The sequence below is a fragment of the Oenococcus sp. genome, from assembly GCF_047725585.1.
Classification (GTDB): Bacteria; Bacillota; Bacilli; order Lactobacillales; family Lactobacillaceae; genus Oenococcus; species Oenococcus kitaharae_A.
The window spans coordinates 1-14,037 of the sequence record NZ_JBDNNF010000002.1 but is presented as its reverse complement, the minus strand read 5'-3'; the positions used below and the strand labels follow the sequence as shown (position 1 = coordinate 14,037).

Annotated in this window: 16 protein-coding genes; 1 reads left to right on the top strand and 15 read right to left on the bottom strand. The window is 41.9% G+C overall.

What is annotated here, in order from left to right; genetic code table 11:
- Window positions 1–41: 41 nt before the first annotated feature.
- The 14 genes from ABF487_RS02440 to atpB all read right to left on the bottom strand — a co-directional run bounded on the left by ABF487_RS02440 (window position 42) and on the right by atpB (window position 11,652).
- Window positions 42–1,175, bottom strand: coding sequence for a D-alanine--D-alanine ligase family protein (locus tag ABF487_RS02440; RefSeq protein ID WP_415634378.1), 1,134 nt, complete (start codon window positions 1,173–1,175; stop codon window positions 42–44).
- An 81-nt stretch (window positions 1,176–1,256) separates the two neighbouring features.
- Window positions 1,257–2,234: a DUF2785 domain-containing protein gene (locus ABF487_RS02435; protein WP_415634377.1), complete on the bottom strand. Its 978-nt coding sequence runs from the start codon at window positions 2,232–2,234 to the stop codon at window positions 1,257–1,259.
- Window positions 2,231–3,454, bottom strand: coding sequence for an FtsW/RodA/SpoVE family cell cycle protein (locus ABF487_RS02430; protein ID WP_263780106.1), 1,224 nt, complete (start codon window positions 3,452–3,454; stop codon window positions 2,231–2,233). The genes ABF487_RS02435 and ABF487_RS02430 overlap by 4 nt, the downstream gene beginning before the upstream one ends.
- 7 nt (window positions 3,455–3,461) lie before the next feature.
- Complete coding sequence (locus ABF487_RS02425; RefSeq protein ID WP_263780105.1) at window positions 3,462–3,686, bottom strand: DUF2969 domain-containing protein; 225 nt, start codon at window positions 3,684–3,686, stop codon at window positions 3,462–3,464.
- Window positions 3,683–4,807 carry a rod shape-determining protein gene (locus ABF487_RS02420; RefSeq protein ID WP_007747077.1) on the bottom strand — a complete coding sequence of 375 codons (1,125 nt, stop codon included), beginning with the start codon at window positions 4,805–4,807 and terminating at the stop codon, window positions 3,683–3,685. Before ABF487_RS02420 ends, ABF487_RS02425 begins: the two co-directional genes overlap by 4 nt.
- 36 nt (window positions 4,808–4,843) lie before the next feature.
- On the bottom strand, window positions 4,844–5,044 hold the full coding sequence (locus ABF487_RS02415) for a DUF1146 domain-containing protein (protein ID WP_263780131.1): 201 nt from the start codon (window positions 5,042–5,044) through the stop codon (window positions 4,844–4,846).
- A gap of 73 nt (window positions 5,045–5,117) precedes the next feature.
- A complete protein-coding gene (locus tag ABF487_RS02410; RefSeq protein ID WP_263780104.1) occupies window positions 5,118–5,546 on the bottom strand; it encodes a F0F1 ATP synthase subunit epsilon in 429 nt (142 codons plus the stop codon).
- A 4-nt stretch (window positions 5,547–5,550) separates the two neighbouring features.
- Window positions 5,551–7,083 (bottom strand): F0F1 ATP synthase subunit beta, encoded by a 1,533-nt coding sequence (atpD, locus tag ABF487_RS02405; protein ID WP_412178731.1) that lies wholly within the window; start codon window positions 7,081–7,083, stop codon window positions 5,551–5,553.
- An 18-nt stretch (window positions 7,084–7,101) separates the two neighbouring features.
- Entirely contained in the window at window positions 7,102–8,013 is a 912-nt protein-coding gene (gene atpG / locus ABF487_RS02400) for an ATP synthase F1 subunit gamma (RefSeq protein ID WP_415624981.1), read from the bottom strand.
- The gene (gene atpA / locus ABF487_RS02395; RefSeq protein WP_263780102.1) at window positions 8,013–9,575 is read right to left on the bottom strand and encodes a F0F1 ATP synthase subunit alpha; all 1,563 of its coding nucleotides are present in this window, start codon (window positions 9,573–9,575) and stop codon (window positions 8,013–8,015) included. Before atpA ends, atpG begins: the two co-directional genes overlap by 1 nt.
- Window positions 9,576–10,130 (bottom strand): ATP synthase F1 subunit delta, encoded by a 555-nt coding sequence (gene atpH / locus ABF487_RS02390; protein WP_263780101.1) that lies wholly within the window; start codon window positions 10,128–10,130, stop codon window positions 9,576–9,578.
- Entirely contained in the window at window positions 10,130–10,660 is a 531-nt protein-coding gene (gene atpF / locus ABF487_RS02385) for a F0F1 ATP synthase subunit B (RefSeq protein WP_263780100.1), read from the bottom strand. Before atpF ends, atpH begins: the two co-directional genes overlap by 1 nt.
- Before the next feature lie 23 nt (window positions 10,661–10,683).
- Window positions 10,684–10,896: a F0F1 ATP synthase subunit C gene (atpE, locus tag ABF487_RS02380; RefSeq protein ID WP_007747092.1), complete on the bottom strand. Its 213-nt coding sequence runs from the start codon at window positions 10,894–10,896 to the stop codon at window positions 10,684–10,686.
- Between the two features lie 30 nt (window positions 10,897–10,926).
- Window positions 10,927–11,652 (bottom strand): F0F1 ATP synthase subunit A, encoded by a 726-nt coding sequence (gene atpB / locus ABF487_RS02375; protein WP_415624979.1) that lies wholly within the window; start codon window positions 11,650–11,652, stop codon window positions 10,927–10,929.
- Between the two features lie 129 nt (window positions 11,653–11,781).
- Here atpB and ABF487_RS02370 point away from each other — a divergent pair, with 129 nt between their 5' ends.
- Window positions 11,782–12,648, top strand: coding sequence for an NAD(P)H-hydrate dehydratase (locus tag ABF487_RS02370; RefSeq protein WP_415634376.1), 867 nt, complete (start codon window positions 11,782–11,784; stop codon window positions 12,646–12,648).
- Here ABF487_RS02370 and ABF487_RS02365 read toward each other — a convergent pair.
- Window positions 12,620–13,933, bottom strand: coding sequence for a D-serine ammonia-lyase (locus ABF487_RS02365; RefSeq protein WP_415634375.1), 1,314 nt, complete (start codon window positions 13,931–13,933; stop codon window positions 12,620–12,622). The genes ABF487_RS02370 and ABF487_RS02365 overlap by 29 nt on opposite strands.
- Between the last annotated feature and the right edge of the window lie 104 nt (window positions 13,934–14,037).

Genomic DNA, 14,037 nt, shown 5'->3' with positions numbered 1-14,037 from the left:
GGCAAAACCTGTGTTTTCAGAGTCTAAAGAGACTAATATGTTTACTTCTTAATATCGAATTCGCCGAGTTTCTCCGAACCTAGCTCTGTAAATGAATAACTAATCTGTTTTTGACGGTCGAATTCTTCAAAAGCCAGCTCAATCAGTTTTTCAGCTTGCGCTTTTCTGCTCATACCAGCTGATTCAAACAAAATCGGGAAAAGACTCATGTTTGTGTTACCAGGGAGAGTATTGGGCTCGCCAAGGAAGATTTCTCCATCCTCACTCATCAAAAAATCAATGCGGGCAAAGCCTTTAATACCTAAAATCCGATAGGCTTTAATGGCCATATCTGTTAATTCTCGGCTCTTTTCATCCCCGATCTGAGCTGGGATCTGATACTTCATCTTTGAGTTATCGATAAACTTATTATCATAATCAAACCAGCCATTACCATCATTCTGTCCCGGTGCCCAATGTGCACCAATGGGACTAGCCACCACTTTATCATTGCCAATTAAACCAATTTCCAGCTCAGTTGGATTCTTAACCGCTGCCTCAACAATTACCTTTTCATCATATTGGAATGAATCTGCCAAAGCACGCCGATACTCTGCAGCATTGGTCACACGCGAAATGCCCACAGAAGAGCCTTGGTTGGCAGCTTTAACAAAAACCGTTTCACCTAATTTTGCAGCCAATTCTTCCCAGCTTGGATGATCACTATCTGACTTAAATAGAACAACATAAGCCGTGTTTCGGACGTGATTAACCGTCATCAGCTCTTTTGTAATAACCTTGTCAAAACTGATTGCATGTGCCTTTAAATTTGCACCCACATAGGGTATTTTCAGTAATCGAAAAAGCCCAGCCAAAGTGCCATCTTCACCTAAATTGCCGTGTACCGAGGGAAATAACACATCCAGTTTTAAATCTTTAATCGCATTGATTGAGGATAGAATACCTGAATCCATTTGCGGCTTTGTTTTAAGCAGCTGGTCCTCATCTTCGCCAAACAATACTCTTTTGGAAGTTTCGGTATCAACCATGTCGCCGTCTTTAGAAATTAGGACAGGAAAAACCTGATATTTTTCAGGATCCAGCGCATCGTAATAATTTTTCGCTGACCTCTTGCTGACATCGTGTTCCGAAGAATTCCCGCCAAAAAAAAGACCAACTCGTACCTTTTCAGTCATAACTGCTCCTAATGATTATTTAAAAATTAAAAAACGAATTCCTAGAATCTTAAGAATCTCACATCTTGATTCACTTGTCAATTAGTTTAAATAGTCGCGGGTGCTTTCAATATAATCAACAATTGAACCTGGAAAAGCGTCTTTTTGCAGTAAAAGCTGCTGCAGCAAACGGTTACGATTATAAATTTTATTCCATCCGGCTTCAGTCGTAACAGCCATCTGGGCAGTTAATCCTTGATGCCAGAATTTTAAGACTCGCAGAAAATAATCTTCGTATATTTCATTGAGATTTGTGATCTCTGCCAAATAAGCTGCGATACGCGCATCTTCGCCGGCCACGAATGGTACCGGTGCATTATGATAGCCCACCAACAGTGTTGCCAGCAGCAAAATTTTGTCGGTGCGGCGAACTTTCGGACTGCTGCAAAGGTTGCTGCAAACATTTCCCAAATGAGTGAAGGCATGAGCCCATCCTTTTTCACCAACAAAACCACGGCCATCCTGTTCCAACAAAGCATAGGCAGCAACTTGATTAATGATCCGGTCGCGCAATTGCGTATCAATGAAATTCTGCTGAATATCCGCACTTAATAGCTGGCCCAAGATGAGCAGTGAGAAAGACCTCTGAAAAACCCCATCATTCAATGGCTCTAAAATATGCCCGAACAAACGCTCATCGGCTACTAGATAATTTGCAATCCAACGCATCTGTTCGGGACTCAACGCTTTGTTGGAAATAAGATCAGAAAGAAAATAAAAAGCACCGCGGTCACGATAAGCAGGATTGGTCGAAGCCAATTGCCTCAAAATTTCAAACAACTGGTCATCGGTCAGCAATACTTTTTTAACCTGAATAAACTTCTCTGACGTTTTCTGCATTAAAGCCAAAGCAGAATCACCGCCATCGACGGGTTTAACAATCGTCTTCGATCTTTTGGACAGACTGCCAACCAGATTTTCCAGCTGGCCATTTAGAGACTGATAAATCTGGCCGTTCGCCAATTTCTTCCGAGCTTGAATAACCGTATCTTTAATTAATGCAATCTGGTCATCAATCATTTAAAACTAGTCTCCTTTTTGGCAAACTCGCTGGTAAAGTTATGATACTGCATACTCAAAGTCAAACCAATTCCAATCATGTTAGCCAATAACGCCGACCCGCCCTGACTGATAAAAGGTAGTGGAATACCCGTTAACGGAACCAAGCCGATGCTCATACCAATATTTTCGAACACATGAAAGAGCACCATTAAGACAACGCCGGAGACAACATATGCATAGAAAGAATTTTTCGTATCAAAAACACGGCGGATCAGACTGTAAATGAGCAGAAAATAAAGCAGAATAACGACGAAGCCACCAACAAAACCCAAACCTTCACCGATAACGGAAAAAATCATATCAGATTCACGAACCGGTACATAGACAGAAATGTTATTGACACCGTTGCCAAAGATACGACCGGATCCAATCGCTTTAATTGATTGAAACAACTGGAAACCGCTTTGAGAACTTGCCGCACCTCCGGGATTCAGCCAATCATCAACACGAGCAAATTGATAAGCCTGAAATCCTAAATTAGTCAGAATAGTTCGACCGGTTGTCGTAGTAACGGCAAATATAGCTAAAGCGGCAATGGTACTAACAGTTGCAGTAATGGGTACCAAGATACGATTTAAGATACCGGAAACTAAGAAAATACCACCGAAAATGGCAACAAATACCAACGTGGAACCAAAATCATGCTGCAGCTGCATCAAAATGATAACCGGCAGAGTTAAAGCAATCATTTTTGCTATCAACAGGAAGTCCGAAGATACCGTATGAACGGCATAACTCTGGTTATGGGTATATACAATCCGTGATAACATCAGGATCAAAGCTGGTTTCATTACCTCGGACGGCTGAAAAGTCAAACTGCCGATAGCTAACCAAGACTTTGCATTTGTTGATGCCGCTAAGGACCGGCTATAGGCAAAAAGAACAAAAACTAATAAAGCAATACCTAAGGCGTAGGCTAGAGGGGCAAAACGAAAAAGCTGATCAGCATCCAAGTGCATCAGCAAAATAGCTATCCCCCAGCCAAACAGCCACCATAAGCACTGAATCAGCATTGAATGAGTAATTGAGACCGATGAATCAGCTCTCAATGCTAAAAATAACGCACCAAAGCCAACTGCCATCAACGCGAGTACAACAAAAATGATTCGCCAATCAATTTGCGAATCATCTTTACGACGAAAAGTCGCGGCTCTATTTTTTAAATTCGGATTTTGCATTTTTAAGTTAAGCTTGACGTAAATTAAAGTTGGAAATAACAGCCATTACTGCCTGATCTTGTTTTTTAAAATCTCCCAAAAAATTATCCCAAACATTCTTTGCCAAATACAGACCATCTTTTTGAGTCACATCACCAATGGTCTCACCGGCAATTTGTACATGCAAGATAGTACCTTCTTCAACTAATTCCACCTGATAATTTTTCTCTCGATTAGACATTTGATCAATCACTTTTCTATTTTATTAATGTGAATATTATTGGACTCGATCTGTGTCTCTTTATCGAGTTTTTTCTTGTAAGCTGGATTCCCGATGCCCAGGATTTGATGTGCATTGTGCCGCTCGCGTTTTGCGTATTCAAGTAGGGTACCGGCTCCCTTAGCAACATTATCCAAAGGCGCGTCCGAAATATTAACCGGAACATGCAATTCCTGCTGCAGCAGCGTGTCAATACCGCCGCCCTTGACTTTAGAACCCAATAAAGCACCACCACCAGTCAGCATAATGCCGCGATCGATAATGTCTCCTGCCAAACCAGGCTGAATTTGTCCCAAAATTTCCTTGGCTGAGCGAACAATCGTCGTCAAAGTAGCATGCATCGCTTCTTCAATGTCGTTTGAATCAATGGTTACCTGCTTAGGCAAACCCTTCACAGAATTAGCATCATTGAGATCCTGTCCACGAATAGTCATCTCAATCGGGTTGGTTACTTGCAAGGCAGATCCGACATCCTGCTTAATGCGTTCGGCCATAGGTGTTCCGATCAAAATACCAAACTGCTGACGTAAATAACGAATAATGTCCTGCGTTAATTGATCGCCAGCCATCCGTAAAGACTGGCTAGCCACGATATCCCCACCCGACAAGACGGCAATATCCGAAGTACCACCGCCGATATCAATCACCATGCTTCCGACAAAGTCAAAAATATCAAGTCCAGCACCAACAGCAGCAACTTTCGGCTCATACTCAAGATAGACGTTTGCACCACCAGCGGATTGAGCCGCCTGAATAATCGCTTTACGCTCAATCTCAGTAATATTTGTCGGCGCACAGATCATAATATTCGGCCGACTCATCCAGCCTTTGACACGCAATTGATTGACAAAAGTAGTCAGCATTGCCTCAGTTGCATCAAAATCAGAAATCACGCCATCTTTTAACGGACGAACAACACGAATATCCTGATTGCCTCGATCAATCCACTTATAAGCATCTGAGCCAATCGCCAAAACCTGATCAGTCTTTGCGTCGATTGCGACAACTGATGGTTCATTTAGCGCAATCCCTTGACCTTCAACGTAGATCAGGACATTCGCTGTTCCTAAATCAATACCAATATCTTTTGCCATAAAACCTCGCAGTCAATTATAACACGGCAATTTTTTCTACCGTTGAAAACTTTGGCTAAAACTAATTATTAAATTTCCCATCGTTAAGAAAAAATTGGCAACAAAATAGCCAATCACAATTGCCAAAAAAGCCCTCAAAATAAGTATTTGTCTCTTAGCACTACTTAACACAATTTTTTCGAATTCAATATTTTGTAAGCTCCAAAAAGCAACATAGACGCAAACCAAGGTAAACATAAATTGGAATAAACTCTGCATGCTTTTGATTGTATACAAAAAAGACACATAAACTGTGTCTTTTAAGAAATTATTATCGAACTTTAGAAGCATTGATACGATTAATTGCTCTTGCCAGTGCAACACGCGCACGCGCACTTTCATCCGTTGTCTGCGCATTTCTGGCACGAATTTTAGCTCGTTCCTCAGCTGCTTGAGCTCGACTGACATCAATATCTTTTGCATTTTCCGCTGAATCCGCCACCACGGTTAACGTATTATTAGAAAATTCGGCAAAACCACCATTAACGGTATATAGATCTTCGTCTTTCCCACGATGAATGCGCATCTGCGAAATCTTAAGTGCAACAACAATTGGAATATGGTTTGCCATGATTCCTATCTCGCCCTCAAGTGTATCGAGTACCGCTAAACTCACATCGGATTGATTATAAACTGTTCCATCAGGAGTTACGATATTCGCCGTCAGTTGATTGTCATTTGTAGAAAGATTCTCTGCCATAGTTTTAGCTCTTCATCGACTTTGCTTTTTCAATCGCTTGATCAATTGTGCCCACATTTCTGAAGGCTTCTTCTGGCAAATCATCATGTTTGCCTTCCAGAATCTCCTTAAAGCCGCGAACTGTCTCAGCTACAGGCACATATTGGCCAGGAACACCAGTAAATTGTTCAGCAACTGAGAAAGGTTGGCTCAAAAAGAATTGGATACGACGAGCACGATTAACGATCGTCTTTTCTTCATCTGATAACTCATCCATTCCTAAAATAGAAATGATATCCTGCAACTCCTTGTATCGCTGCAAGACATGCTGCACCTGCATGGCAACTTCATAATGTTCGTCTCCGACAATTTCAGGAGTCAAGGCACTTGAAGTCGATTCCAAGGGATCAACAGCTGGATAAATGCCCTGCTGCGTCAAAGATCTCTCTAGGTTAGTCGTTGCATCCAAATGAGCGAAAGTCGTAGCCGGTGCAGGATCAGTATAATCATCCGCCGGCACATAAACAGCCTGGATGGAAGTAACGGAACCCTTCTTAGTAGAAGTGATTCTTTCTTGCAACTGACCCATTTCCGTTGCTAAGGTTGGTTGATAACCAACAGCTGAAGGGATACGTCCCAGTAAAGCTGAAACTTCAGAACCCGCTTGAGTAAAGCGGAAGATGTTATCAATAAACAATAAAACATCCTTACCCTCTTGGTCACGGAAATCTTCAGCCATAGTCAAACCAGTCAAAGCCACACGCATACGTGCTCCAGGCGGCTCATTCATTTGTCCATAGACCATGGCGGTATTTTTCAAAACACCGCTTGCCTTCATTTCGTAATACATGTCATTTCCTTCACGTGTACGTTCACCGACACCTGTGAAAACAGAAATACCATTATGGCCTTGAGCGATATTGTGAATCAATTCCTGAATCAGCACTGTTTTACCAACACCAGCGCCGCCAAAGAGGCCAGTCTTCCCTCCACGAAGATAAGGCTCCAATAAATCAATAACCTTAATTCCTGTTTCAAGAACTTCTGCTGAAGTTGTCAACTCATCAAATTTTGGCGCTGAACGATGAATCGGATGGCGCGGTACGCTAGCATCAATTGGATCACCCTCATCAACTGGCTCGCCAAGAACGTTAAAAACACGTCCCAAAGTTTTGTCGCCAACAGGTACTTCAATAGGCGCACCGGTATCTAATACTTTCATACCACGTGTTAACCCGTCGGTCGAATCCATGGCAATCGTCCGAACAACATTATCGCCAAGATCGATAGATACTTCAATGGTCAGCTCTGTGCCATCAGCTTTTTGTACTTTTAAGGCGTTATTGATATCAGGCAGTTTCGCATCATCTGGAAACTGCACATCAACAATCGGACCGATAATCTGAATAATCGTACCCACAGCCAAATTTTTCTCATTCGAAACAGACGCGGTACTGTTAGTTGCTTTGGAAACTGGATCACTCACAGACACAGTTTTCTTAACAGTACTAGCAGTTTTGTCAGTTTTAGCTTTCGCGGTTGTTTTCTTTTCTGCCATCTATTTCTCCTTTCTGTACTATTGTAGAGCAGCCATGCCACCAGTGATCTCAGTGATCTCAGTGGTAATCGCCGCTTGTCGTGCTCGATTATATTTCAATCCAAGGGTAGAAATCAAATCTTTTGCATTATCGGTTGCGGTTTGCATCGCATTAGCTGATGCAGCATGCTCAGCTGTTTTAGAGTCAAGTACGGCACCATATAATAATGACTGGGCAAATTGAGGCAGCACTGCTTTCAATAATGTCTCCGGTGCTGGTTCAAAATCATAATCACGAGCCCTGCTTTTATATTTATCTGCCGATAAATTGCCTTCGGAGTCCCGTTTAAAATTTTCCGCTCTGATTGGCAGCACGAATTGGTCTACAACTTGATTCCGAAGCCGGTTTATAAAGTGATTATACACAATCTCGAGCGCATCAAACTTATGAGCTGAATATTGCTTTGTAATCTCTTTTACCAAAGGTGAGACTTCCCAGAACTTTGGAACATCGGTAATTTCACGATCCTCAAAAGCAATGGTGAAACCTTTTTTGGCATAATAATCAGACCCCTTACCACCGACGGCAAAGATAACTGTATTCTGTGTAGTCAATTTCTGATCAGCCATAATTTGATCTGCCTGCTTTAAGACCTGATTATTATAGCCACCAACTAATCCACGATCTGACGTGATGACTAGCAAAGCTGTATTCTTAACGGGTCGTTGTGTAATAAACGGAATCGTGCCTTCAGCCTGCGAATCCAGCAAATGAGTTGCGGCTAAATGTGCAACAATTGCCTCAACATGGTTCGCATAATCAAGATAGCCAGAAGTGTGCTTTTGGATTTGGCTCAGCTTACTTGAACTGACCATTTGCATCGCGCTCGTAATTTGGCTGGTTTTTTTAGTCGAGTCAATACGTCTGCGGATATCTTGAAGGCCGGCCATTATTCAGCAGCTCCTTGTTTTGCAGCGGGAGCATTGTAGTCATTTGGTTCCACAGATTTAGCAAAATGCTTCTTAAAATCTTCGATAGCAGCATTAATATCCTTTTCATCTGGTAGATTACCGGTTTTTTTAATGGCTTCGAATAATTTAGAGTAAGTTTTATTGTTACCGACGAATTCCACGAATTCTTTTTGAAATCTTTGAATATCAGTAACATCAATATCGTCCAAATACCCATGAGTCAGCGCATACAATACCAAGACCTGTTGTTCAACCGGCATTGGCTGGTGCAAAGGCTGATTCAGTACCTCCACTGTACGACGGCCACGGGCAAGTTTGGCCTGCGTTGGTGCATCAAGATCAGAACCGAATTGCGCGAAGGCCTCTAGTTCGTGGTACGATGCTAAGTCCAAACGCAAAGTACCAGAAACTTTTTTCATCGCCTTAATCTGAGCATCACCACCAACACGAGATACTGAGGTTCCAGCATCAATCGCTGGACGATTGCCCGCATAAAACTGATCCGCATCCAAGAAAATCTGGCCATCGGTAATTGAAATAACATTCGTCGGGATATAAGCCGAGACATCCCCAGCTTGCGTTTCAATAATTGGTAAAGCAGTCATCGATCCGCCACCTAATTCATCACTCAATTTGGCCGCACGTTCCAGCAGACGACTGTGAAGATAGAACACATCTCCAGGATAAGCTTCACGTCCTGGCGGCCTTCTCAAGATCAGAGAAAGCTCACGATAGGCTGTCGCTTGTTTAGATAAGTCATCATATACAATCAAAACATTCTTACCGTTATACATGAAGTATTCGCCGATAGCCGCACCAACATAAGGTGCCAGATAAAGCATAGGTGCAGGCTCCGAAGGGCCAGCCGAGACAACAATTGTATAATCTAACGCGCCCATGGCACGTAATGTTTCAACCTGGGTTCGAACAGTGGAGTCTTTTTGTCCAATCGCGACATAGACAACAATCATGTCCTGACCCTTTTGATTTAAAATCGTATCAATAGCAAGGGATGTCTTACCAGTTTTACGATCCCCGATAATCAATTCTCGTTGACCACGGCCAATCGGTACCAAGGCATCGATAACTTTAATACCGGTCTGGAGAGGTTCAGAAACGGACTTTCTTTGCATAACTCCTGGTGCTTTAAACTCAACCGGGCGTGTATGTGTTGTCTTAATCGCACCATTGCCATCAATTGACTCTCCCAGGGCATTAACAACTCGGCCAATTAGTTCATCGCCGACAGGCACTTCCATAACTCTGCCGGTACGTTTAACCGTGTCTCCTTGGCTAATACCATCAAAATCTCCAAGCACAATAATACCAACTTCAGATTCTTCAAGGTTTTGAGCCATGCCATAGACACCGTTTTCAAATTGAACCAACTCGCCGGACATTGCGTTAGCTAAACCACTAGCACGCGCAACACCATCACCAACGTAGGTAACGGTTCCGACTTCATCAATTTTTAAAGTAGCATCGTATTTTTCCAACTGCTGCTTAATTAAAGAACTAATTTGATCTGATTTAATTGCCATTTATTGCTCCTTTCCAGCAGCTGCTTTAATTTGATTATTTAACTGCGTTAACTTATTTTTTATTGATCCATCAATTGTTTTTGATCCAGCCGTTAGGATAACGCCACCAATAATAGCAGGATCGATGATATTCTTAATTTCGACGTGTTCATAATTAAACTTAGCTTGTGCGATCCTGCTCAGTTTGTCGACCTGAGACTTCGTCAGAGCAACGGCTGTCGTAGCCAAGACCAAAGATTGATTTTCAGAAACGTTGACCAGCCTTTCGAGCTGATTAACAATTTCTTCTAACAACGAAAAGTGACGATTATCGGCCAGTGTTTCCAATAAATTCTGAGTGACATGGGAAGTACCCTTGCTAAGGGTTTGGATAAAGACTTCCTGCTGAACACTGGGAACAGAAACATCATCGAGAGTTGGTGCTAACTTCTTATTCTGTTCAAACACTAATTCAATTGTCTGTAATTCAGAAAGAACCTTCGCTGTCTGATCTTTGGAAACCTCGTACAAAGCTTGTGCATAATTACTGACAATCCTGTTTTCGTTGAAAGCCATTAGACCTTCTCCTTGACTGATGTCGGATTATCTTGCTTCTCCAAATCTGAAATAAAATCATCGATAAGCGCTTTATGATCCTTAGCTGAAATTTCTTTACCAATAATCTTAGAAGCAATTGAAACAGACAAATCAGCAATCTGATCCTTAGCTGACTCTAGAGCGGCTGTCTTAATCTGCCGAGCATCGACTTGTGCTTGGCGATTAATTGAATCAGCATGTGCTTGTGCCAGATCAGCAACTTTCTTTCCTTGCGTTTCAGCAGATTTGCGGGTGCTCTCCATCAATTCGGTTGCCTGTGCTTGACTTTCCTTCAAATTTTGGTCTGCAATCTTTTGAAGTTTCTCCGCTTCGCTTCTAGACTTGGCAGCGGAATCCAAGTCATCACTGATCCGATTCGCTCTTTCGTCCATAATCTTTGTCACCGGTCCCCAGGCCAGCTTCTTCAAACCATACAAGAGCAAGATGAATGTGAGCAACACATAAACTGCTGAACCACCTGGTATTTGAATTGCAATCGTTGTGAGCATACTACCCATCCTTTCTTACTTTTTTATGCATTAATCAATAGGAATGACATCGCAATAACGATGATTGGCATGGCTTCAACCAAAGCCATTGAAATAAACATGTTCGTACGTAAAGTACCTTCTAGTTCAGGCTGGCGTGCGATAGATTCAATCAGTTTAGCCATTAATAGGCCGTTTCCAATACCACCACCAATGGCTGATCCCAATAATGCAATACCTGCAGCAATATAATTCATTAATTTTCTCCTCTTTCTTAAATTAAACTATCATTCTTTTGTAATCATCTGCGAGATATAAACACTTGTCAAAGTCGCGAAAACAAAGGCCTGAATTGCACCAATCAAAAGACTGAATGCCTGCCAAACCAACTCGAGTGGAATGGACAAAATAAAGTCAACCGGCGAACTCAAAGTGTTATTTGGTAAGGCGAAGCCTGCAATTAAATTGAGCAGAATTTCCCCAGCAAATATATTACCGTAAATTCGCAAACCTAACGTCAATAAATTCGTAATCTGATCAATAATTTTAACCGGAAACAAAGCTGCAGTCGGTGCTAAAAAAGTATTTTTCAGATATCCGACAAAACCAAACTTTGCAACTCCAGCAAAATGAGCGACCATTAAACTCATTAAAGCCAACGTCAACGTGATCAAAGGAATCGAAGTCGGGCTCCTGACCTGCATTGAATCATTGCCAAATTCAAGAAATAGGCCTAATTGATTTGATACAAATACAAATAGAAACAATGCAAAAATGTAGAGCCTATATGTTGATCCGCTTCGATCCGGTAGTTGATTTTTAACGATGCCGTTAGTGAAATCAATGATCCATTCCAGTAAATTTTGCCTTTTACCAGGCCGAATACTCAACCTTCTAGAAAGAAAAATTCCAAGTGCCAGAACTATGACAAAAGCTGTCGAAGTTGAAATAATCGTCGTCCAATCAAATGTCAAGCCTAGGAATTGGAAGGTCTTCAGTGTACCACTGGGCATACCCCATCACCTCTTTTCCATAAATCACATTGTAACGCTTTTGATTTTAAAAACGATACAAATTGATATATGTAAACGCTTAACGCCAAAATTGTTATGTTTTTCTCTTTATGTTACTCTTTGATCGAAATGCTAAAAAAAATCCTAGAAAATCACATACTGCAAGAAGTTATCAAAAGCCGTCCTTCTCAGTCCAATAAAACTAATTATGGTCGTATCATTCTGATCTGCGGAAGCAAATCATTCGGTGGTGCCGCGATTATGGCCACTAAATCGACGGTGAACACCGGTGCCGGCTTGGTCACTTTGGCTTCTGACCCGCTTAACCGTACTGCCATGTTATCAACTATTCCGGAGGCCATGTTCGTTGATTATTATGATACAAAAAAATTATCAAATGTTATCAAACAAGCCGATGTTATTTTGATTGGCTCAGGCCTAGAAGATTCAGATTTTTCAGAGAAGCTAATCAAAGAAACTTTCAGTATTTTAACGATGAATCAGTTTCTAGTTATAGATGGAACTGCCCTTTCAATGATTGGCAAACGGCATCTTCGCATGCCACAAGAGCCGACAAGCGTTCTCACACCGCATCAAGGCGAATGGGAGCGTATATCGGGATTAGAGGTTTCAAAACAGACTGCCGATGCCAATTTTTCAAAACTGCAAAAAATCGGAGCGGACTATCTTATTTTAAAGAGCAATGCAAGTGAGATTTATGCTCAAAAAAATCCTGGCGAATACAGTCAATTAACAATTGGTGGCCCTTTTCAAGCCGTTGGAGGAATGGGAGATACATTAGCTGGTATTGTTGCCGGATTTCTTGGGCAGTTCCCGCATGACCCCTTTTTAGCCATTCAAGCAGCTGTCTATTTACATAGTTGGATCGCAAGGCAATTAAGCAAACAAAACTATATTGCTCTGCCCACACGCATTTCTGATCAGATTCCATCCGCTATGAAGCAAGTCATACTCGCCAATGAGCAAAATATTTGAGTGCATTTTTTTCATATTGATCCATCGTTTCTCGCGGAACCATTGAACCGCCGGTAGACCAGATCATATGTGTTGCCTCCGATGGAATAGCTTTAATCTTTTGGGACGCTAGCAAACCTTGGATACCGACAACCGCAGAAGGCTCGGCTTCAATATTTTCTAGTTTTTTCAGCATTCCTTGAAAGGCAAACATGTGCTCATCAGAGACAGTTGCAATACAAAACAGTTTATTCTGCATATACTTACCAGCAATCAGAGATGGACGGCCAACCGCCAATCCATCAGCCGCAGTTTTACCATCAATACCTATATCGTAGACAGAAATATCATGATTAAGGCCACTAGCCATGCCCAAAAGTACCGAAGGCATATGTGTTGGTTCTACGAAGATAGGCATAACACTATCGCCAAATTGTATCTTGAGCCCGAAAGCAACGCCGCTTGGTGATCCACCAACACCAGCAGGCAAGTATACAACCAAGGGTTTCTCTTTGGATACTTCGATACCTAAATCAGCGATTTGCTGTTTAACGCGCTCTCCTGCTGTTGCATAACCGGCAAATAGGATTTTAGATGCTTCATCGTCGACAAAATAACTATGATCATCTTTTTTAGAAGCAGCTCTAGCCATGGTCACTGCGTTTGAAAAATTGTCGTTATAAATAACAACTTGAACACCGTTTTGCCGAAGCTTATTGATCTTCCATTCAGTGGCATCATGCGACATATGTACGCGTGCCTGAAATCCGAGCGTGCTCGCCATCAAACCTACGCTAAGACCTAGGTTGCCAGTACTTGCTACCTCAATTTTCCATTGTCCAAAAATTTTTTTAAACCGCTCCTGGGCTAAATCCCGGTAATCATCTGTGTTAGGATTAAAGCCATTTTTTGCAGCTAATTTTTCCGCGAATACCAGTACTTCGTAGATGCCCCCACGGCTCTTAATAGATCCGCTAACAGGCATTAAATCGTCTCTCTTAATCAGAACGTGCCCAGGAATGGACAAATACTCTTTAATATTTGGCATTTCTTGTATAGGGGACTCAATAATGCCATTGCTAACTTGTGTCTCAGGAAACACAGTCTCCAAATAAGGGGCAAAGCGTTCTAACAAGCGGTTGGCACGAAAAACTGTTTCCTGGCTGACGCCACTGCTGACGTCACTCGCAGATGCTAAACTTGTACCATAATCCGGATTGAGCCAAAGAGTTTCCTGATAATCACACAATCTCTTCAGTAAACTCTCATCCATGTTTAATTTAATATGCGATAATATTTCAGCCATCCTGTCACTCCTTGTTCACTCCCAGAAAGTATACCCATTTCGCATGTTTATTTCCCCTCTTTTGTCAGCCTTGCTGACAAGGAGCCGCGGAAAAATAAAAGCAG